This window comes from Frankia sp. AgB32 (assembly GCF_023243045.1).
Taxonomy (GTDB): domain Bacteria; phylum Actinomycetota; class Actinomycetes; order Frankiales; family Frankiaceae; genus Frankia.
This window is the reverse complement of record NZ_JALKFX010000021.1, coordinates 48,227-67,571: the sequence shown is the minus strand read 5'-3', so window position 1 is coordinate 67,571 and position 19,345 is coordinate 48,227. Positions and strand designations below refer to the sequence as shown.

20 protein-coding genes and 1 pseudogene are annotated in these 19,345 nt (G+C 72.1%); 9 read left to right on the top strand and 12 right to left on the bottom strand.

Features of this window, described 5'->3' with window-relative positions; genetic code table 11:
- Positions 1-232: 232 nt before the first annotated feature.
- The 5 genes from MXD60_RS09175 to MXD60_RS28695 all read right to left on the bottom strand — a co-directional run bounded on the left by MXD60_RS09175 (position 233) and on the right by MXD60_RS28695 (position 5,646).
- The gene (locus MXD60_RS09175; RefSeq protein ID WP_248818575.1) at positions 233-1,453 is read right to left on the bottom strand and encodes an amino acid kinase family protein; all 1,221 of its coding nucleotides are present in this window, start codon (positions 1,451-1,453) and stop codon (positions 233-235) included.
- Positions 1,450-2,490, bottom strand: coding sequence for an aspartate-semialdehyde dehydrogenase (locus tag MXD60_RS09170; protein ID WP_248818574.1), 1,041 nt, complete (start codon positions 2,488-2,490; stop codon positions 1,450-1,452). Before MXD60_RS09170 ends, MXD60_RS09175 begins: the two co-directional genes overlap by 4 nt.
- A gap of 70 nt (positions 2,491-2,560) precedes the next feature.
- The gene (locus MXD60_RS09165; protein WP_248818573.1) at positions 2,561-3,361 is read right to left on the bottom strand and encodes an SDR family NAD(P)-dependent oxidoreductase; all 801 of its coding nucleotides are present in this window, start codon (positions 3,359-3,361) and stop codon (positions 2,561-2,563) included.
- Between the two features lie 10 nt (positions 3,362-3,371).
- The gene (locus tag MXD60_RS09160) at positions 3,372-4,289 is read right to left on the bottom strand and encodes a hypothetical protein (RefSeq protein ID WP_248818572.1); all 918 of its coding nucleotides are present in this window, start codon (positions 4,287-4,289) and stop codon (positions 3,372-3,374) included.
- Positions 4,290-4,320: 31 nt separating this feature from the next.
- Positions 4,321-5,646 (bottom strand): hypothetical protein, encoded by a 1,326-nt coding sequence (locus tag MXD60_RS28695; protein WP_283098061.1) that lies wholly within the window; start codon positions 5,644-5,646, stop codon positions 4,321-4,323.
- Between the two features lie 336 nt (positions 5,647-5,982).
- Between MXD60_RS28695 and MXD60_RS09150 the strand changes: the two genes are divergently transcribed.
- Together MXD60_RS09150 and mshD are read left to right on the top strand one after the other, a co-directional pair.
- Positions 5,983-6,726: a response regulator transcription factor gene (locus tag MXD60_RS09150; protein WP_248818571.1), complete on the top strand. Its 744-nt coding sequence runs from the start codon at positions 5,983-5,985 to the stop codon at positions 6,724-6,726.
- A 151-nt stretch (positions 6,727-6,877) separates the two neighbouring features.
- Entirely contained in the window at positions 6,878-7,867 is a 990-nt protein-coding gene (gene mshD, locus MXD60_RS09145) for a mycothiol synthase (protein ID WP_248818570.1), read from the top strand.
- 12 nt (positions 7,868-7,879) lie between these two features.
- On the opposite strand, the gene MXD60_RS09140 is transcribed toward mshD, so the two are convergent.
- Positions 7,880-8,236 carry an STAS domain-containing protein gene (locus tag MXD60_RS09140; protein ID WP_248818569.1) on the bottom strand — a complete coding sequence of 119 codons (357 nt, stop codon included), beginning with the start codon at positions 8,234-8,236 and terminating at the stop codon, positions 7,880-7,882.
- Between the two features lie 295 nt (positions 8,237-8,531).
- On the opposite strand from MXD60_RS09140, the gene MXD60_RS09135 reads away from it, so the two are divergent.
- Positions 8,532-9,029, top strand: coding sequence for a frankia-40 domain-containing protein (locus tag MXD60_RS09135; protein ID WP_248818568.1), 498 nt, complete (start codon positions 8,532-8,534; stop codon positions 9,027-9,029).
- Positions 9,030-9,049: 20 nt separating this feature from the next.
- On the opposite strand, the gene MXD60_RS09130 is transcribed toward MXD60_RS09135, so the two are convergent.
- Both MXD60_RS09130 and MXD60_RS30270 read right to left on the bottom strand, forming a co-directional pair.
- On the bottom strand, positions 9,050-9,316 hold the full coding sequence (locus MXD60_RS09130; protein WP_248818567.1) for a TMEM165/GDT1 family protein: 267 nt from the start codon (positions 9,314-9,316) through the stop codon (positions 9,050-9,052).
- Between the two features lie 362 nt (positions 9,317-9,678).
- Positions 9,679-9,822, bottom strand: a pseudogene (locus MXD60_RS30270) (TMEM165/GDT1 family protein); the annotation flags it as partial.
- 484 nt (positions 9,823-10,306) lie between these two features.
- Here MXD60_RS30270 and selA point away from each other — a divergent pair.
- Both selA and MXD60_RS09115 read left to right on the top strand, forming a co-directional pair.
- On the top strand, positions 10,307-12,142 hold the full coding sequence (selA, locus tag MXD60_RS09120; protein ID WP_248818566.1) for an L-seryl-tRNA(Sec) selenium transferase: 1,836 nt from the start codon (positions 10,307-10,309) through the stop codon (positions 12,140-12,142).
- Positions 12,139-12,741 carry a hypothetical protein gene (locus MXD60_RS09115; RefSeq protein WP_248818565.1) on the top strand — a complete coding sequence of 201 codons (603 nt, stop codon included), beginning with the start codon at positions 12,139-12,141 and terminating at the stop codon, positions 12,739-12,741. Before selA ends, MXD60_RS09115 begins: the two co-directional genes overlap by 4 nt.
- Here MXD60_RS09115 and MXD60_RS09110 read toward each other — a convergent pair.
- Positions 12,707-13,390 carry an HD domain-containing protein gene (locus tag MXD60_RS09110; protein WP_248818564.1) on the bottom strand — a complete coding sequence of 228 codons (684 nt, stop codon included), beginning with the start codon at positions 13,388-13,390 and terminating at the stop codon, positions 12,707-12,709. The genes MXD60_RS09115 and MXD60_RS09110 overlap by 35 nt on opposite strands.
- 288 nt (positions 13,391-13,678) lie before the next feature.
- On the opposite strand from MXD60_RS09110, the gene MXD60_RS09105 reads away from it, so the two are divergent.
- The 3 genes from MXD60_RS09105 (at position 13,679) to MXD60_RS09095 (ending at position 16,506) form a co-directional block, all read left to right on the top strand.
- Positions 13,679-13,894 (top strand): hypothetical protein, encoded by a 216-nt coding sequence (locus MXD60_RS09105; protein WP_248818563.1) that lies wholly within the window; start codon positions 13,679-13,681, stop codon positions 13,892-13,894.
- Positions 13,895-14,193: 299 nt separating this feature from the next.
- The gene (locus MXD60_RS09100) at positions 14,194-15,843 is read left to right on the top strand and encodes an NAD(P)/FAD-dependent oxidoreductase (protein ID WP_248818562.1); all 1,650 of its coding nucleotides are present in this window, start codon (positions 14,194-14,196) and stop codon (positions 15,841-15,843) included.
- A gap of 189 nt (positions 15,844-16,032) precedes the next feature.
- The gene (locus MXD60_RS09095) at positions 16,033-16,506 is read left to right on the top strand and encodes a peroxiredoxin (RefSeq protein WP_248818561.1); all 474 of its coding nucleotides are present in this window, start codon (positions 16,033-16,035) and stop codon (positions 16,504-16,506) included.
- Between the two features lie 12 nt (positions 16,507-16,518).
- Here the strand turns inward: MXD60_RS09095 and MXD60_RS09090 are convergent, their stop codons facing one another.
- Positions 16,519-17,490, bottom strand: coding sequence for a pirin family protein (locus tag MXD60_RS09090; RefSeq protein WP_248818560.1), 972 nt, complete (start codon positions 17,488-17,490; stop codon positions 16,519-16,521).
- A gap of 78 nt (positions 17,491-17,568) precedes the next feature.
- Entirely contained in the window at positions 17,569-17,931 is a 363-nt protein-coding gene (locus tag MXD60_RS09085; RefSeq protein ID WP_248818559.1) for a cupin domain-containing protein, read from the bottom strand.
- Between the two features lie 127 nt (positions 17,932-18,058).
- Here MXD60_RS09085 and MXD60_RS09080 point away from each other — a divergent pair, with 127 nt between their 5' ends.
- Entirely contained in the window at positions 18,059-18,628 is a 570-nt protein-coding gene (locus MXD60_RS09080; RefSeq protein WP_248818558.1) for a VOC family protein, read from the top strand.
- A 155-nt stretch (positions 18,629-18,783) separates the two neighbouring features.
- On the opposite strand, the gene MXD60_RS09075 is transcribed toward MXD60_RS09080, so the two are convergent.
- Positions 18,784-19,179 (bottom strand): hypothetical protein, encoded by a 396-nt coding sequence (locus tag MXD60_RS09075; protein ID WP_248818557.1) that lies wholly within the window; start codon positions 19,177-19,179, stop codon positions 18,784-18,786.
- Between the last annotated feature and the right edge of the window lie 166 nt (positions 19,180-19,345).

The following is a 19,345-nucleotide window of genomic DNA, read 5'->3' as shown; positions in this document are numbered from 1 at the left end:
CCCAACAGACACCGGCACCCGACATGATCAGCCACCGAAGATCATCCTTGCCCGGACCGCTTAACTAAGCGCCATTGCGCTATGGCGGTGACGGCCAGCACCGCGACGGCGACCTTCCAGGTTCTCGACATCAGTCCTCCGGCTTTGGAGACGCCCTCGCAAGGTACCACCGCAATGTGCTTCGGCTGATCAGTTTGCGGAATATGCCCTCGCGTGGAGCGGTTTCCTCGACTCAGCGGAGGGCAGAGTCCCCGGCCTGAAGGTCCGCCATAGAGGCCGTGTGTCGAGGCGACACGTCAGGCCGACAGAACGTCTCGTGCAATGCTCGGGCGGCCGCGGCGGCGTCCGTCGACGGCCCGATGCGATGCTCGAGTATACCGTCTGGGAACAGTGTGGTCACTAGCCGCATGCCGCCGAGGTGCCGCAGGCCTCTCGGCTGTAGATCCCGGACAGCGTCAGCTAGTACAAGATGTGCCACGTCTCCGTCGCGGTTGTCGGCGGTCCAAATTTTTCCGTTACCACCGAAGGTGCCTGAGGTGTGGACGACGACCGCGTCGGAGCCCGACCCGGTCAGCTCCGCGTGCACGGCGTGGACCAGCCTCGCCTCGCCGGCCCACACCGCGCCGCTGCCGTGCACGAGAACGGCGGGATCGCTTGTCGGTGCCGCCGCGACGACCGAGCACACCTTCCCGGCGGGCAGCAGCGAGCGGCAGTGGATCTCCACGCCGTGCCGGCGGGCCCAGTCGACCGCGGAGTGGTGCAGCACCTTCGCGCCGTGCCGGGACATCGTCATCATCGTGTCGTACCCGACGGTCGCCAGCGTACGGGCGCCCGGTACGAGCCGCGGGTCGGCGGTGCAGATGCCGGGGGAGTCGGAGAAGATCTCGCAGGCCGGGGCGCGGAGGGCGATGGCGGCGGCGATCGCGGACAGGTCCGAGCTGTTGCGGCCCAGCATCACCGGCCGCCCGTCGAGCCCGATGCCCTGCCCGCCCGGCAGCACGAGCGCCGTGCCCGTCGGGGCGCCGGCGAGGTGGCGGCGCAGCGGCCGCGGATCGATGGCGCGCAGCTCGGCGTGGTGGGGCTCGCCGATGCCCGCGCAGCCGGTGTCGGCGGCGTCGAGGGGCACCGCGTCGAGCCCGGCCTCGCGCAGCGCCGCGGTCATCAGCGCCACGTTGACGGTCTCGCCGGTCATCAGCGCGGCGGCGAGCAGCTCCCGGTCCGGGTCGGGGCTCACCGCCCGCATCGCCGCGGACAGCCGGTCCGTCTCCCCGGCGACCGCGCTGACGACCACGACGGCGTGGCGCGGCCCCGGCGCGTTGCCGCCCAGCCGTCCGGCCACGTGCGCGGCGATCCGCCGGTGCGCGCCCGGCGCCGCGAACGACGCCCCGCCGAACTTCAGCACGACGACGTCCGCCGCCGCACCCGCCCCGGCGGTGCCGTTCGAGCCGCTCACAGCCACGCCCTCTCGCCGGCCAGCCGGACGATCTCCAGGGCGTTGAGCGCGGCGCCGACGGTCAGGTTGTCGGCGACGACCCACAGCCACAGCGCGCGGGGGTCGTCCGGGTCGCTGCGCACCCGGCCGACGTGGACGAGGCGGCGCTCGGTCGGTGACGCGCAGACGAACCGCGGCATCGGGTAGCCCTCGTCGTCGCCGTAGGCGCGCAGGTTCGGCGCGGCGCGCAGCGCGGCGAGCGCGTCGGCCGCCGACACCGCGTCGGCGAACTCGACGTGCACGGCCTCGGAGTGGCCGTTCACGACGGCGACCCGCACCGCGGTCGCCGCGACCCGCAGGCTCGGCATCTCCATGATCTTGCGTGGTTCGCGGCGCAGCTTGCGTTCCTCGTGCGAGTGGCCCTCGTCGTCACGCAGGCCGATCTCGGGCACCAGGTTGAACGCGAGGGGCTGACCGAACTTCCCCGGGGTGCCCTGCGCCGGGTCGGCGCCGTCGAGCAGCGACCGGGTCGTGTCGGCGAGCTCGCCGAGGCCGCGCAGCCCGCCGCCGGAGGCGGACTGGTAGCTGGCGACGATGACCCGCTCGAGCTCGCCGATCTCCCGCAGCGGGTGCAGCGCCCGGACGAGCTGGATCGTCGAGCAGTTCGGGTTGGCCACGATGCCGCGCGCCGGGCGGGTGCGCAGGGTGTGCGGGTTGACCTCCGGGACGACGAGCGGGACGTCGTCCTCCATCCGGAACGCCGAGCTGTTGTCGACGACGAGGGCGCCCGCCGCGGCGAACCGGGGAGCCCACTCGATGCTGATCGGCGCGCCGGCGCTGAACACCGCGACGTCCACCGTGCTCGGGTCGAACTGCTCCAGCGCGACGACCGGCTCGACCTTCAGCGTGAGCCCGAGCTCCTCGCCCAGGTCGCGGGCCGCCGAGCCCGCCGAAGCGACCGGCACGACCCGCCCGACGTCCGGCAGGAACCCGGACTCCAGCAGCCCCAGCGCCTCTCGGCCGACGACACCCGTCGCGCCGACGACGGCGATATCCACTCCTTCATCCCCCCTGTACTGGTGTGGCCCCGGTGACGGCGGGGCCTGGCTTCGGTGGCGCGGCGCGCCACTACTCGGTGGTGACGGCCTTCTCGTCCGCGAAACGCGCGTCGAGGTCGACCCAGCCGCCGTCGGCGAACAGCACCTCGCCGTTGACGTAGGTGGCGGCGTCGGAGGCCAGGAACAGCGCCGGGCCGGCGATCTCGGACGGCTTCGCCCAGCGGCCGAGTGCGACCTTCTCGGAATAGGCGTCCGCCCAGCGGGCGGAGGAGCGGATCGGCACGGTCAGCGCCGTCTCGACGGGACCGGGGGCGATCGCGTTGACCCGCACCCCGGACGGCCCGAGCTCCGCGGCGAGCACCCGGACCATCTGCGCCAGCGCGGCCTTCGTGCCCGCGTAGATCACCTGGCCGGGCTCGACCGCCCGGCTGCTGATCGACGAGATGACGATGATGCTGCCGCCACCCCGCACCGCCATGATCCGCCCGGCGCCGCGCAGGACGTTGAAGCTGCCCCGCAGGTTGACGTCCGTGACGGCGGTGTACTCCTCGTCGGTGTAGTCGACGAGCGGCTTGCGGATGTTGATGCCGGGGGTGCCGACGGCGATGTCGAGGCTGCCGCGGTCGGTGACGACCCGGGCGAACAGGTCGTCGACCTCGGCGGAGGACCGCACGTCGACGGTCGAGGCCTTCGCCGTGCCGCCGGCGGCGAGAATCTCCGCGACGGTCTGCTCGAGGCCGACGGTGTCGACGTCGGCGCACTCGACGACAGCGCCCTGCTCGGCCAGGCCGATCGCGATCGCCTGGCCGATCCCCGACGCCGCGCCGACGACGGCCGCTACCTTGCCGGTCAGATCCAGACTGGTTGCCACTGTGTGCTCCTTACGTCGAGGACCGCGCTGAGCGGCGTTCGAAGTTCGCGACGATCGCGTCGGCGGTGGCCGGGTCGTGGACGTGCACCGCGCAGAGGATGCGATCGCCGGGGCTCGTGTACCGGGCGAAGTGCGCGTTGACCGCCGCGTCCGCGCCGAGCGGACGCTCGCGGTACAGGTCGCGAGGGACGCCGATGCCGGCCAGCAGCCCGCTGGCCGGGTCGAAGGCGGCACCGGGGGCGAGCGTCGCCGCGATCTCGCCGGCCAGCGCCCGGACGCCGCGATCGTGGTCGACCGGGTCGCCGGCGCTCGGCCGGCCACCGGGTGCGGATCCGCCGCCAGGCACGGATCCGTCCCGCCCGCAGGGGCGCGCGGTGGCCGCGGCGGGGCGCGCCACCCGCGGGTACATCACCGCGCCGGGCAGTTCGCCGTAGGCCCGCATCGCGCAGTAGGCGACCGGGTTGTAGGTGCGCAGCGCGGAGAGCACCGGAAACCCCCCGGTGGCGATGACCTCCTCGAGCAACGCGAGCCAGCTCGTGCTGAACACCTGCCCGCCGCGCAGCGTCGCCGCGACGAACTGGACGCCGATGTGCAGGAACCGGCGGCCGCCGGTGGTGCGCTCCCAGCTCGCCCCCAGTGCGGACACCGGTTGCCCGCTGTCCCGCTCGACGCCGACGACCAGGTGTTCCGCCTCGCGCAGCAGCCCGGGGCGCAGGGCGAAAAGCTGCGCCATCCGCAGGTCGGGCAACGCCGCGATCAGGCCTTCCCGCAGCCATCGTTCCTCCGACGGGCCCAGCGGGCAGCCGTCGCGGGTGAACCGGACGACGCTGCGCCGGACAGCCGGGCCCGCTGCTGTGTCCGCTGGTGCTGCTGTGTCCGCCGGTGATGCTGTGTCCGCCGGTGATGCTGTCGGTGGTGCGGGTGCCATAAACGGTTCCCCCCGTGCGTACGGGCGTGGGTCAGGCGAACCGTCCGGCCAGGCTGCCGGCCGCCTCGAAGGCGCTGGTCGCCGGGGCCACGACCGCCTGGTAGAGCTCGAGGAAGTAGGCGACCCACAGGTTCGCCACGATCTTGATGTGGGCCAGCACCTTCGCCTCGTCCTCGGGGGAGGCGACCAGGGAGGTGAGCACGCCCCAGACGAAGTCGGCGTGCTCGTCCTCGATGTCGGTGCCGACGTGGCGGCGGGCGCCGGCGAGCTTCTCCCGGCCGAGCTTGTCCTCGAGGTTCTTCACCCAGGACGGCTGGGTCTCCGTCGTCGTGTACTCGACGAAGTAGACGCTGCACAGCAGGGCCAGCGGCGTGCCCTCGAACTCCATGCCGTACTGGAGGTAGCCGGTGAGCAGCTTGGTGGCCTGGAACGGCTCGGTGGAGTAGATCTCGTCCTTGGTCACGCCGACGCGGCCCAGGTCGCCGGCGAACCACTCGTCGTGGAGCATCTCGTCCTCGACGTAGTGCGCCCACGCGGCCCCGCGGACCGGGTCACGCTTGGTGAAGTAGCCGATGGCGAGCGCGTCGATCGTGCGCTTGCGGCGCAGCCGCAGGATGGTCTCGATGTTGTGGCGCTTGTAGTACGCCATGTTGATTTCCTCGCCGCGCGCCTGGTGATCCGCGTACGGAATCTCGGCGTAGAACCTGGCGATCAGCGTGTCGAGCGTCTCGTCGACCTGCCTGCGCAGGTCCGAGAGTTCGGCGGTGGGGGGGGGGGGGGGGCCCCCCGCGGGGCCCCCCCCCCCCCCCCCCGCGCGCGCGCGCGCCCCCCCCCCCCCCCCCCCCCCCCGGCCCCCCCCCCCCCCCCCCCCCGCCGCGGCGAGTGCGCGTGGGCGCTCCAGCGTGAAATACCGGTCACGCCGACCGTGCACGATCAGCAGCGGAGTCGGTGCGATCGCACCGACCATCTCCAGGGGTGATCGTGGGACAGGCGCGAAGGCGCGGGGATCGATACGCACGCGTAACGCCGCACGCGCCACCATTCGGCCGGTGCGATGTTCCGCAAACCAGTGAATCCGCCGCATGGGCGCGGTGTCGCGAACAAACCAGCGGCTTGTGGAGCTCACGCTGACGACCCCGTCCGGCGCGCGCCGGAGCCGCCGCCCGTGACAGAGCGTGCCGGTGTTGGCGAGGCCCGCCTGGCGGATCACCGCCGCCGCGCCCATGGACCAGCCGATCGTGACAACGTGCAGGTAGCCAAGTCCGCGAGCCGCGGCCACGGCGGCGTCCACGTCGAAGACCTCACGATCGCCGAAGGTGCACCACCCCGTTGATCGCCCGTGGCCCCGCAGGTCCATCACCAGGACTCCGCCATATTCCCGCAATCCAGACGAAATCCGCCGTAACGCGGGACTGTTCATGGAGCCGGAGACGCCGTGGACGAGCACACTCGCGAGCCGATGTGACTCTCCGCGCATAGAGCCGAGCCTTCTGGCGTGGCTCGTGGCCAGGATCTCAGAATCGGCGGTCGGCAGCATCCCGTAGACGGTAGGAGCCGAGTAGTGCACTCCGCTATCCTCCCCACATACCGACCTTCGTTTCATGCCCATGACGGTCGTGAGACACCCAGTGCCGGACATCGAGATACTCACCGGGTCGACGCTGCCCCACCACACCACCCTGGAGGAGTCGTCTTGAGCGTCGTCCTTTTGCTCACCAACGCCCCCGGTCCCTCCGCTGAATCGTTTCCGTCCCTTGGCCTTCTCACGCACACGGTACGGGTGGCACCGCTCGAGGCGAGTGCGCTGCTGGACGCTCCGCCTGTGGACGTGATCGTGGTGGACGGGCGGCGGGAACTCGTCATCGCCCGCGGCCTGTGCCGGCTGCTGCGCACCACCGGTCTCACCACGCCGCTGCTGGCGCTGGTCACCGAGGGTGGCCTGGCCGCGGTCTCCGCCGACTGGGGAGTCGACGACGTCGTCCTCGACTCCGCGGGTCCCGCCGAGGTCGAGGCCCGGTTGCGACTGGCCATCGGTCGGGTCGCTGCCGCCGGCGGCACCGCCGAGGCCGGTGTCATCCGGTCCGGCGATCTCTCCGTCGACGAGACGACCTACTCGGCGAAGCTGCGCGGCCGGCCGCTCGAGCTCACCTTCAAGGAGTTCGAGCTGCTGAAGTACCTGGCGCAGCACCCGGGACGGGTCTTCACCCGGGCCCAGCTGCTCCAGGAGGTATGGGGCTACGACTACTACGGCGGTACCCGCACGGTGGACGTCCATGTCCGGCGGCTGCGCGCGAAGCTCGGCCCCGAGCACGAAGCGATGATCGGCACGGTCCGGCACGTCGGCTACAAGTTCGTGGCGCCGTCGATCACACCGCTGGCGGACGGCGCGCCCGGGTCGGCCGGCCGCGTCGACGCCCGCACGCCCGAGCGGGTCTAGCCGCACCGCCCTGCCCCGATCCGGCCCCAACCACACCGGACCAGGGCAGGGCGGCCATTCACCCGGCCGCCCGATCCCCCCCGGCGCCCGCCCGGGGGATCGGGCGCGCGAACGCGGGACAGCCCCCCGGTGCGGCCCATACGGTCGTGTGGTGACTTCCCTGACCTGGCGGCCGACGCTCAGCGGCGCGGACGTCGACGACATCGAGAACCTGCTCGCCGCCGCGGAACACGCCGACGGCACCGGCCCGGTCTCCGAGGACGTTCGGCTGACGCTGCGGCCCGGCCTGCGGCTGGGCACCGGCCGTCACCTGCTCGCGGTCGGGACCGCTGACGCGCCGGCCGCAGGCCCACGCGGGCTCGTCGGCTACGCGCACCTGGGCGGCGTCCCGGGCGAGGGCCAGGCCGAGCTCGTGGTGCATCCCGACCACCGGCGCCGCGGTGTCGGCACCGCTCTGGCCACCGCGCTGACCGAGGCGGCCGGGTCGGCGCCCATGCGCCTCGACGTCTGGGCCCACGGCGACCTGCCGGCCGCCGCGTCCCTCGCCGATCGGCTCGGCTTCGCCCGGACCAGGGTGCTGTTCCAACTGCGCCGCCCGCTGGCTGCCGGGCCGGCGCTCCCGCCGGCCGAGCCACCCGCCGGGATCACCCTGCGGACCTACCAGCCCGGCCGGGACGACGAGGCATGGCTCGCCGTGAACGCCGCCGCCTTCGCCGACCATCCCGAGCAGGGCCGGTGGACACTCGACGACCTCACCCGGCGGCAGGCCGAGCCCTGGTTCGACCCGAAGGGCTTCTTCGTCGCTGAGCGTGACGGGCACCTGGTCGGCTTCCACTGGACCAAGATCCACGAGGTCGATCCGATGCCGCCGGCCGGCCGGCCCGCGGGGCCGATCGGTGAGGTCTACGTGGTGGGTGTGCGGCCCGGGGCCGGCGGTGCCGGGCTCGGCCGGGCGCTCACCCTGGCCGGGCTCGGGCACCTGCGGGACCAGGGGCTCGACTCGGTGCTGCTGTACGTGGACGAGGACAACGATCGCGCCGTGCGGATGTACTGCGCCCTCGGGTTCAGCACCTACACCCGGGATGTGTCCTACCACTGGACCGGCTCGGCCGAGCAGTCCCGCTCCGACCCGACTCCGTGAACGCGGCCGCGGTCAGCTGCCGCGGCGACTCGCCAGGCTGGATGCCGCCGTCTCGGTGTGATCCACGTGGATGACGGTGCTGAGATTGGTGACGGTCAGCAGCCGCCGCGCGTCCTCGTTGGGATTGCGCAGTGCCAGCCGGCCGCCCGCGGAACGCTGTCGCTGATGGGCGAAAAGAATGACCGCGAGCCCCTGTGAATCGAGGAAGCTCACTTCCGTCAGGTCGACGATGATGTCCCGTACCCCGGCGATACGGGCGTCGAGCAGCGCCTCCCGCAAGGGGTCCAGGGACGAGTAGTCGATCTCTCCGACTGGGTGAACGATGATGGCGTCGCGGCCGGTCACCTCAACCCGAACACTTGGCTCCATGGCTCCGTTGACGACCGGACGGCCTGGGCGCCGCAGGGGGCCGGCCGGGCTGCCTCCCACCACGCGTCGCACCCCTGGCAAGCACGACGATGCGGACGTACCCCGGCCACCTGACTTCCACACCCGCCGGCCGCCCCGCCGAAGGCGGTTCTCCTCACATCAGGTCGACGTCGCCCCGCTCGCGGTGGTCCGGGCGACGCACCGTCGCCACCCGGCGCCGCCCCGACAGGTCCCTCCCGTCTTCTCCCCGCCGGACGGGATGGGATGACACGTCCTCGGGTGAGAGCGTCGAACCATGGACATCAACCCGCCCTGGCCCCGCGGAGGCAGCACTCCCCCGGAGGTGGTCACCTTCCTCAGCCGCACGGACGGCGCGGCCGTCTCGATCGCGCCGCACCCGGGCGCCGAACCCGGCACCCCGCTGGTGCTGCTGGACGCCCGGATGCCCGGCGCGCCGCCAGCCGCCCTGCGGTTGGTGCCCCAGGAGGCACTGCGCCTGGCGGAGCTGCTGGTCGAGGCGGCCGAGTCCGGCGCACCGGCCCAGGCTCCCGACCTGGCGGTTTCGCCGGGTGGGCGGCGGATCTCCGGCGCCGGCCTCGACGGATCCGCCCTGGCACACCGCCGGTGGGTCGTGGCCGTGCCCGAGGGCGCGGCGCCGGCCGAGCTGGGCCGCGCGCTGACCCTGCTGCCCCAGGAGGCCCGACTCGTCGACTTCTCCTCGGACACCGACGTCGTGCTCGTGTTCGCCACGGCTGATCCGCGCTGGCCCGCCAGGCCGGACCCGGCCGGCTGAACGAGGCGTTCCGATGGCGCCTATCCGCGCACCGCCTCGATCACCGACAGCACCGCGAGCACCGCGAACGCCGCGGCGGCAACGCGGGTGATCACGGAGATCGGCAGCACCCTGAGCAGGCCACGCCCGCCGGCGATGGCGAGCGCGGCCACCGTCCACAGTGCCAGCACCGCGCCGAGCCACACCATGACCGGGGAGTCGTAGCGGGCGGCGAGGTTCGCCGTCGAGATCTGCGTGAGGTCCCCGAGCTCGGCGAGGAACACCACACCGAAGGAGGTTGTCGCCACTCGCCAGAACGCCACTGGCGCTGCGGCACCTCCCGATGCGCCAAGATGGTTCGCGTCGCCTGCCTCCCGGGGGGCGGGCGACGCCGGCCCCCCGCCGTCGCCCCCCCCCCCCCGGCCCCCCCCCGCGGGCCCCGCCCCCCCCCCCCCGCGCCGCGCCGCCCCGCCGCCCCCCCGGCGGGGGGGCCCCCCCCGCCCCCCCCCGGGGGGGGGGGCGCCCCCCGCCCCCCCCCCGGCCCCCCGCCGTCGCCCGCCGCAGCGCTGACCGCAGCGGCGGCCTCGTCCTGCCCGTCGCCGTCCGGCTCGCTCTCCCGGCCCTCCCGCAGTACGAGGACGGCGCCGATGACGAACAGCAGCGCGGTGATCGAGTCCACGATCCGGCTCGGGAGGAGGGAGAACACGCTGCCCGCCGCCACCGCCAGGGTGACGTGCACGGCGAACGCGGCGGCCACGCCCACCCAGACATACAGCGGGCGGAACCGACTGCCGAGCACGAGGCTCGCGACCATCGTCTTGTCGGGCAGCTCAGCCAGGAAGATCACGCCAAAGGTGACCAGTGCCGCAGTGATACTCACGCCGGGACCTCTCCGTAGGGCCGGGCCGTGAGCGGGAGTCCGCCTTCGACCCGGCTGCCTGCCGTGTCGAAGGTCTCGCCCACCCGGCCACGAGGGCCGGGCCCGGCCGCCGGGAACCCGCGTCGGCGACCATCTGCTGGTCGGACGGCGGGCGCCAGTATGTCGACGATCCGGGCCGCGCGCAGTCCGTGGCCGACCGCTCCACCGACACAGTCGGTGACAGCGGCCGTGCGCCGCGGATCCGGTCGCTCGGCGGGGCTACTCCCCTTCAGGCGTGGACACTACCCGGCCGGCGGATGACGCGCATCACCCACCACCACCGTCACCTGGGCATTTGGAAAGCACACGAGGAGACACATCGTTGCGGGGGCCACCCGCCTGGACTTCACGGATCGCGTCACTAAATTTACGTGAAGTGATGGTCGACCAGGCACCTCCCGAGTTCGGCGCCGCCACGGACCCGGTCCCGGCGCCGTCGGCGCTCGCCCGTACCGCGACCGGACTACGGCCGGTGATCAACGCCACGGGAGTCCTCCTGCCCGGCTCCCTTGGTCGGGCGCAGCTGTCAGCGGCCGCCCGCGCCGCGGTGGACCTGGCGGCCGGCACCACCGATCTGGAACTCGACCTCGACACCGGCCGTCGGGACCGGCGGGGCCGGACCGCGCGCGCCGCGTTGGCCGCGGCGGTGCCGGCGGCGGCCGACGTCCATGTCGTCAACACCAACGCCGCCGGACTCACCCTGGCGGTGGCCGCGCTGGCCGGACGGCGCGAGATCGTCGTCAGCCGAGGTGAGCTGGCCGAGACCTCGGACGGTCTCCGGCTGCCGGACCTGCTCGTCGCCGCGGGGGCCCGGCTGCGCGAGGTGGGCACCACCAACCGCACCACCCTCGGCGACTACGCGGACGCGATCGGCCCGCGCACCGGTTTCGTGCTGCGGGTACACCCCACGGGCTACCGGGTGGTCGGGTTCGCCGACCGCCCCGCCGTGGGCAGCCTCGCCGCACTCTGCGCCGATTTCACCGTGCCCCTCGTCGCGGACTGCGGATCCGGTCTGCTCTGGCCGGAACCGCTGCTGGCCAGCGAGCCGGATGCCACGAGCTGGCTGGATAGCGGCGTGAGCCTGGTGCTGGCAAGCGGCGACAAGCTGCTCGGTGGTCCCGAATGCGGCCTCCTGCTCGGCCGCGCGGACCTGATCGAACGGATCCGCCGGCATCCGATGTCCCGGGCGATGCAGGCCGGGAAGCTCACCCTCGCCGCGTTGGAGGCGACCCTGCGGCAGGGTGATTCGCCGGTGCGGCAGGCACTGCGCGTTCACCCGGACAGGCTGACCGCGCGTGCCGAGACCCTCGCGGCCTGGTTGCGTCGCGCCGGAATCGCCGCGTCCGCGGTGTCCAGCCGGTCCGTCGTCGACGACGGTGCCGCCGGCCCGCCGCCGGTACGCGGCGAGCGTGGATGCCGGTGCGGGTACCCGGCGGTGGGGGTCGAGCTACCGAGCGCGGCCGTCGCGCTCGACGCGGTGGTCGCGGTGGCGCTGCGCCGGGGCGAACCTCCGGTGCTCGGACGCGTGGAGCAGGGCTGCTGCCTGCTTGACCTGCGAACCGTGCCGCCCGGTCTCGATCCCGTCCTGGCCGCCGCCGTGCTCGCGGCCGCCACCGCGGCCGGCGCCACCGCCGCAGCCGACCCCCCGACCGCTCCCACCGCCGTCACGGTCGTTCCCCGTTCCGGTCCCTCCCCGGACCCGTCGTTGCCGGCTGTGTCTCCTCCGGCCACCCGAGCCGGCACCGCCCCTTCGAACCCCGGCGTCGTCTCCCCTGCTGGCGCCGTCTCCCCTGCTGGCGACGCCGTCCCGGCCAGCACTGCCGTCCCGGCCAGCACTGCCGTCCCGGCCAGCACCGCCTTTCCGGCCAGCACCGCCTTTCCGGCCAGCACCGCCTTTCCGGCCAGCACCGCCGCGCCGGCAGCGAACGGCGCACAGGCGGGCAGTGCATCTCTGGCGGGCAGGCCCGGCACGTCGATCCACGACGAGGCGACGATGGAGCCGGCAGCGCCCCGGTTGGCGCCGGAGCAGTCCGGATGCGCCACCACCAGGGTGGACATCCCCTGGAGTGAACGTTCCGGGGCAGGCCACCCGCATCCGGCCGACGGCCGACCCCCGGGCACCGCGCGGGACGCCAGCACCGCAGACACCAGCGCTCTGGAGACGATCCGATCGTTGACGATTCCGCGTGGCTCGATTCCGGGGCGGGCATCGTGAACCAGCCCAGGCTGTGGCGGCACCGCGCGATCCTCGACGCCGTACGGCTGCTCGGGGCAGCCGCCGCAGGTTCGGTGCTGCTCTGCTACGGGCTGGTCCATCTGCTGGTCTGGCCCGGTGCCCCAACAGGAACACCAGGCGAGCGCTACCGGTGGAACGGCTCGACCGATGTCCTCGGTTGGCTGCCCGACTCGGCGGTGTGGGCGGTCGGCGGCATCCTGCTGGCCGCCTCGGTGTTCGGATATGCCTGCGGTGCGGCCGGAGTGATCGGAATGCCGATCCTGCGCCGGTTGCGCCTCGTGGCCATCGGCGTCGGCTCCAGCGCCTCCCTGTGCCTGTACGCGGTGACCTGGCCGGGGCTGCAACCGACGCCCACCGACTTCAGCACCGGGCCGGTGATCAGTGCTCTGCTGCTCGCCAGCGTGCTGGCGACCGCCTGGGCCCGCCGGCATCCGCCGCCGACGGGCCGTCCCGGCCGGGACGGTCATGACTGGGACCGTCAGGACCGGGATGCGGTGGAGCGCGCCGACCAGGACCGGTCCGGCAGGCGCTCGGTCGCCACCGTCAGGACAGTGCGGCCAGCTCGCGGGCGAGATTGAGGCGGGCCGGCCGCTCCCAGTCGTGGCGTGCCAGGACGGTGGCGTAGAGGGGGCCGTCGAGCAACCCTCGCAGGAGCTGGGTGCGCCCCCGGCGCCACTGCTCGTCGTCCAGCCAGCCGTACTCCCGGCGCACCCGACGGACATACCGGTCGTAGGCAGCCGGGTGGCGGCCCAGAATCCGCAGGTCCGCATCGTTGACCAGGGCCTCGTCCCGTTCGTCCGACCGGTGCGTCGCGGTGGCGAGGACCAGCCGGGCGACGGCCGCGCCAACGGCCGCCGGGCAGCCCAACCGAGCGAGGACCGCGGCCGCCAGGTCCGCCGAGCGCTGCTCGTTGTCGGCCATCCGCGGGTCAAGGACGGCGTCGTGGAAGTACACGGCGAGCACGCAGGCAGCGGTGATCCCCTGTTCGTCGCCGTCGACCGAGCGACGTTCGGCGGCGATCAGCACGCGCAGGGCAGCCGTCGTCTCGGCGATGTGCCGCAGCGTGTGGTAATGCCGGCCGGGCTCCTGGTAGCGCCGAGCGAGATCGACGAAGGCGGCAACCCGTTCGCCGGCGTCGGCCCGGACACCCGCGGTGACCAGGGCGTCGTCGAAGACCCGCGCGAACGGCGAGCGTGGCGCGCCCGTCGTGGCCGCATCGGCGCTCACGTCCTCGTTCCCACCCGCACGCTCTTCCCCCTCTCGCCGGGGTTGGCCCGGGGTTGGCCCCGGGACCCGGTCGCGGCCGGCGCTGAGCCCGGGACATGCGTCCGCAGGTACCCAGAATCCGGCTGAACGCTTCATCTGATACCAGATCGGCGTCTGGCCACCGGCAACCAGTCCCCCCTGGCCCGCGGACCGGCGTTGCCCGACGGCGCGAGGCCGCCGGCGGACGCCATACCCGATCAGTCCACCCCGACATTTGCCATTGTCGAACACGTGTGCGAATCTCGGGCCGTGAGAGTTGAGCTGGTGATCGATGGACAGCCGTACGAACTGCCGGCGGACGCCGATCCGGCGGAGCTACGGCGGCGGGTCGGCCAGGCGGTTTTCCGCTGCGAGGTCGAGCAGCTCCACCTGGCCGACGGGCGGACCATGTTGATCAACTGGCGGTCGGTCCGGTCCGTCGAGATCCGCACACAGGGCGACGCGGACCACCCCGCCGACACCTAGACCGACGGCGCACGGCAGATCCGGATCAGCCCGACCAAGTCGGTAGAAACTAGTTTAATTAGTATTATCAGCACAATATGAGCTAATAGAACAAACCGACTATTCTTCTGATTTACCTACAAACATGACAATTTGTGACACTTGTTTACCCCACCGTCGTTGTCGCCGCGTTTATCGCCACCTGTCACTCGCAAGGGTGCTTAAGTGTGAATTGTGCGCCGGTTGCGATAATTACGATCTTTTGTGATTTGAGGGGATGCAGCCGGCCCTCTCCGCGGGACGCGTCTGGGGGTCTTCTCATGAGTGGGTACGACTATTCGGTTGCCATCCTTGGCAGTGGCATCGCCGGTTCTACACTCGCCAACATCCTTGCCCGGCATGGCCACAGCGTGGTACTTGTCGACAGCGGTACTCATCCACGGTTCGCGCTCGGCGAATCGACGATCGGCGAGACAACCTACCTGTTGAAGCTCCTGGCCGAGCGCTTCGACGTTCCTGAACTCGGCCACGTCAGCAGCTTCGCGGGGGTGCGCTCGCATGTGACGTCCGCGTGCGGCGTCAAACGAAACTTCGGGTTCGTGTACCAGCGGGACGGCCTGGTCCAGGACCCCGAAGAAGTCACCCAGTGCAGCGTCTCGGAGTTTCCGAACGGCCCTGAGATGCACATGCACCGCCAGGACATCGACTCCTACCTGTTCTACACGGCGGTCCGCTACGGAGCGGAACCACGCCAGCGAACGAAGGTCGAACGGGTGGACTTCACCGCCGACGCGGCGACGCTGACCACCAGCACCGGCGAGACCATCCGGGTGCGGTACGTCGTCGATGCGTCCGGGCGCAATTCGGTCCTCGCGAGCGCCTTCGGCCTGCGGGAGGAACCCTGCCGGTTCCGGACGAGCTCGCGGACCCTGTTCACCCACATGGTCGGCGTCCTCCCGTTCGACGACGTCACGACCCCGAGCGGCCAGCCAACCCGCTGGCACCAGGGCACCCTGCACCACATTTTCGACGGCGGCTGGCTCTGGGTGATCCCTTTCGACAACCACCGGCACGCCACCAACCCACTGTGCAGCGTCGGTCTCAACCTCGACACCAAGCGCTTTCCCCGCCAGCCGGGCCGCTCCGCCGAGCAGGAATGGGCCGATTTCCTGGACCGGTTCCCCAGCGTGGCCCGGCAGTTCGCCGAGGCACGCCCCGCCTGGGACTGGGTGGCGACCGGGCGCACCCAGTACTCCAGCACCCACACCGTGGGTGATCGCTGGGCGATGATGAGCCACGCCGCCGGCGCGATCGACGCCCTGTTCTCCCGCGGCATGGCCAACACCATGCAGGTGATCTACGCCTTCGTGCCGACCCTGATGACAGCGCTCGCCGACGACGACTTCTCCGCGGAGCGCTTCCGCCACATCGACACGCTCAACCAGACCGTCCTGGCCGTCAACGACAAGCTCGTCCACGGCTCGTACGTCTCGTTCCGGGACTTCGACCTGTGGCGGGCGTGGTCGAAGGTGTGGTTCATGAGCTGGAACCTCGGCATCGCCCGCATCGTCGGCACGCATTTCAGCTATCTGGAAACGGGCGATCACAAGCTGTTCGACCAGCTCCTCGATTCGCCCTTCCCCGGCACCTTCTGCCCGGATCTGCCCGAGTTCCAGCCGCTGTTCGAGTCGCTGAGCGCGGTCATGGTCGACGTCGAGGAGGGGCGGCTGAGCCCGGCCGCCGCCGTCGACCGACTCGCCCACCTCCTCGGTGGCGCGCCGTTCCTGCCGGCGCCACTGCAGCTCGGTGATGTGTTGCGGCGCTGGCACGACGGTTCCTTCGAGGCGCAGCGCCGGATGTACGAGTGGGGCCGCACCAGCGCGCCGCCATCGATGCGGCGCTGGTACGCCTACGACCTCGACAACCTGCTGGCCCGCACGGGAGGGGCACCCGAGCCGGTCAGCCTCTGAACAGCTCGGAACCCGTAGCGGCCGATTTCGGGCACCGATACTGGGCCGTCAGGCAGTTCTGGGCCCGTCAGGCAGTTCTGGGCCCGTCAGGCAGTTCTCGCCCGGCCCGACGGCCGCAGCGGCCGGAGAAGGGAACGCTCGGGCCCTCCACCACCCACGACCTCCGCTCGCACCGGGCGGCGGCCTGACATGGCCGGTCCCACCGTGGGCAAGCAGGCGCCGGATGTGACGCTGCCGGGAATCGTGCTCGTCGACGGCGAGCGGCAGGACGCCGAGTGCTCGCTGGCGGCCGAGCGCGGGCATCCCGTCGTGCTGGCGTTCTACCCGGGCGACAACACGCCGGTCTGCACCCGTCAGCTCTGCAGCTACTCCGCGGGCATCGAGGTTTTCGGCACCCTCGGTGCCCGCGTGTGGGGCATCAGCCCGCAGGGCCTGGACAGCCACGAGGCCTTCGCGCGTGAGCAGGGACTGAGCTTCCCCCTGCTCGCCGATCCGGATCGTGACGCCGTCAGGGCGTACGGCATCGGGATACCCGGCCTCGGGCTGCGCCGCTCGGTCTTCCTCGTCGACGCCGAGGGCATGCTGCGCTGGAAGCAGGTCGGCCTGGTCGGCCTGACGTACTCCGACGTCGACACGATCGCCAGGCAGATCGACAAACTCTGAGGAAGCCGGGGTTCAGCCGGGCGACCACGGGGGCCGGGGCGCCACCGTCCGCGCGACGGTGGTCGCCACGGAGCCGAAGCGGTCGGTGCCGGCCTGCCAGTCGTCGCGGGCGGCCTCGATCTCGGCCCGGGACCGCGCGACGAGGTTCCACCACATCACCAGCGGCTCGGTGAACGGCTCGCCGCCGAGCAGCATCGCGCGGGTGCCGTCCTCGCCCCCGAGGTCGAGTTCCGCACGGCCGGCGCCCAGGTAGCCCAACCGCCCCGGGGTGAGGATGCGATCGCCCACCCGCACGGCACCGGTGAGGACCACGAGGGCGTGTTCGAAGCTGCTCCGCAGCGGTATCACCCCGTTGCCGCGCGGCGCCAGCTCCGCACCGACCAGCGGGGTGTCGGTGCGGGCCGGGGACGTCACGCCGCCGAGTTCGCCGAGCAGCACCGTCGCCTCGACCGCGCCGAACTCGGCCGCGGGCAGGTCGGCGTGGTGTGCGAAGGCGGACGGGCCATGCCGGGTGCCCTCCGGCTGGGCGATCCACATCTGCACGCCGTGCAGCTCACCCGGACCTGGAGCACCGGACCCTGGGGCACCGGGCCCGTCCCCGGACACCTCCGCATGGGCGACGCCGTTGCCGGCCGTCATCAGGTTGAGCTGACCCGGCCGCAGCACCTGGTCGCTGCCGAGACTGTCCAGGTGCACCAGGCACCCGGACACGAGCCAGGTGACCGTGGCCAGACCGATGTGCGGGTGCGGACCGATCTCGACCGGCCGCGTCGCCAACACCGCGGTCGGCCCCAGGTGATCCACGAAACACCAGGCGCCGACGGTGCGCCGGGCCCGGCCAGGCAGCGCCCGGCGCACCGGCAGGCCGCCCACCTCCACCGTTCTCGCCTCGGTGACCTGCGGCGCGGCGGCGTCCTGGACCGGCGCATCGGACGATGGGGCCAGCCCGGCGGTGACGTCGACAGACGAGACGGGTCCGCTCATTTGCCGACAGTACGACGTTGCACGCGCAACGGAAACCAACCTGCCCACGTCCTGGCTGTCGACGCTGGCCGCGGCCCGTCACTCGTCCCGGTGGACCGTCTGCGGCAGGAAGGCCGGCAGGCAGACCGAGATGTAGTCGGCGCCGTCGGCGTCCGGGGTGCTGTAGCGCACCCACTCGCCCGCGGCGGTGTGCACCGCCTGCCCGGCCGCCACCACGATGGCGCCGCCGTCGTGCGCCACCGTCAGCGATCCCCGCAGGACGACCGTGTACTCGTCGAACTCCGGCCGTTGGCCGGGTTCCACCCAACCAGCCGGGCTCGTCATGTGGGCGATGCTCATGCCCTGGGTACCGGTGTTCACCGCACCCACATACTCGCGAATGACTTTGGGCAGGTTCCCCGCGGCCTCGATGATGGTCGGCTTCTCGATGAAAGCAGGCATGGACGCATCATCGTTCCTGCGGTGCCGATCGGCACGCCACGGCCGGGGCCGCCGATCGCCGGCCTGGCCTGATACGGCTAGGATCGGCGTCGCTCCCCCGATAACGGTGGGACGCGGAGGGGGCGTCGTGACAATAGAATCAGTCTTTCTTCCTCGGTCCCGGACGCCCCGCGACGGTCTTCTGACGACCGACGCGCTCCAGTCCGGACCATTCGCTCCGTACGCTGCGGAGGGTTTCGCCGCCGTCGATTCCATACTGGCGGACCTGACCTTCCACCACTTCGCCATCGTCGTCGCCGACCTGGACCTCGCCCGCGAGCTGCACACCGTCGAGCTGGGTGTGGAGGCGTGGCAGTCCGGTGAGCTGTCCGGCCCGGCACTGCGGCACGGCCGGCTGGTCGCGCTCGACGGGACCCGGATCGCGGTCGGTCGCCTCGGCGCCGGCCTGGTCGAACTGATCCAGCCCGGCCCGCACCCGACGGTCGCGCGGGAGATCCTCGACCGGCGCGGCGAGGGCCTGTTCGCCGTCGGTTACCTGGTCAGTAACCCGCGGGCGGCGCTGCGGGGCGCGCAGGCCCACGGGGCCGTCATCGAACAGGTCCAGCCGAACCGCACCGAGCCGACCGAGGCGTACCTGGACGCCGGCTCGGGCCTGCTGATCGCGCTGCTCCGGCATGGCGCGACCTGGCCGCTCTGACCCGACACCACACCGGCGACCCGCCCGCAGACTTGTGCCGGACGCACCTTAAATGTCATCATCAATCGAGGCCGCCCGGCACCCCCCGAGCTGGGCGGCCTCACCTGTGCCGCCAACCGGTCGGGTGAACGCCGTCCCGACCGGCGACGGAATAGTCAGGTCGTGAGGACGATGATCGTAAGAATGATTCCGACGAGCGTCGTACCGATTGCGACGAGGGTCGCCGTCCGACCACGCCCGCTGCCTCTGCGCCAGGCCAACGCCCCGCAACCGATCGCGATCAGTCCGGCCAGCGGGAAGAACAGTCCGACGATCGCGAACGTGAACGCGAGAATCCACAGCGCCCGGGCGCCGGGCAGTTCGTCGTCGGACCCCACCGCACCATCCGGCTCAGTTACGTCCGAATAGCCGTCCGGATACGGATCATCTGATGTGCTGCCGATTCCGGCGCTCGCGACATCACTGTCCGTCGCGGCGCCGGGCGGCGTCCCGGCCGCCTCGGCTGGCGACGCCCCGGCGTCGGCGTCGTTCACGGAGGTCGGCTTGGTCATGACGGACTCCTCGTCGAACGGGCTGGCGGCGTTCCCTCGGTGCTGCGATCCGGGACGCGGCCCACGGTGCCGAGCCTGACGCAGATTGCCGGCCCTGTCGCGAACGCGGGCCAAAACCGGGCCGACCAGACGCCGCTGCCGCGCGTAGGTGCCACCCGAGCAGGCT

What these genes read in the sequence shown, in the direction of transcription:
- MXD60_RS09160 (WP_248818572.1), bottom strand. Translation starts at nt 4,289, where the DNA reads ATGGCACCCGCACCACCGACAGCATCACCGGCGGACACAGCATCACCG.
- MXD60_RS09075 (WP_248818557.1), bottom strand. Translation starts at nt 19,179, where the DNA reads ATGACCAAGCCGACCTCCGTGAACGACGCCGACGCCGGGGCGTCGCCA.
- MXD60_RS09085 (WP_248818559.1), bottom strand. Translation starts at nt 17,931, where the DNA reads ATGCCTGCTTTCATCGAGAAGCCGACCATCATCGAGGCCGCGGGGAAC.
- MXD60_RS09100 (WP_248818562.1), top strand. Translation starts at nt 14,194, where the DNA reads ATGAGTGGGTACGACTATTCGGTTGCCATCCTTGGCAGTGGCATCGCC.
- MXD60_RS09090 (WP_248818560.1), bottom strand. Translation starts at nt 17,490, where the DNA reads ATGAGCGGACCCGTCTCGTCTGTCGACGTCACCGCCGGGCTGGCCCCA.
- MXD60_RS09135 (WP_248818568.1), top strand. Translation starts at nt 8,532, where the DNA reads ATGGACATCAACCCGCCCTGGCCCCGCGGAGGCAGCACTCCCCCGGAG.
- selA (WP_248818566.1), top strand. Translation starts at nt 10,307, where the DNA reads ATGGTCGACCAGGCACCTCCCGAGTTCGGCGCCGCCACGGACCCGGTC.
- MXD60_RS09140 (WP_248818569.1), bottom strand. Translation starts at nt 8,236, where the DNA reads ATGGAGCCAAGTGTTCGGGTTGAGGTGACCGGCCGCGACGCCATCATC.
- MXD60_RS09095 (WP_248818561.1), top strand. Translation starts at nt 16,033, where the DNA reads ATGGCCGGTCCCACCGTGGGCAAGCAGGCGCCGGATGTGACGCTGCCG.
- MXD60_RS28695 (WP_283098061.1), bottom strand. Translation starts at nt 5,646, where the DNA reads ATGGACCTGCGGGGCCACGGGCGATCAACGGGGTGGTGCACCTTCGGC.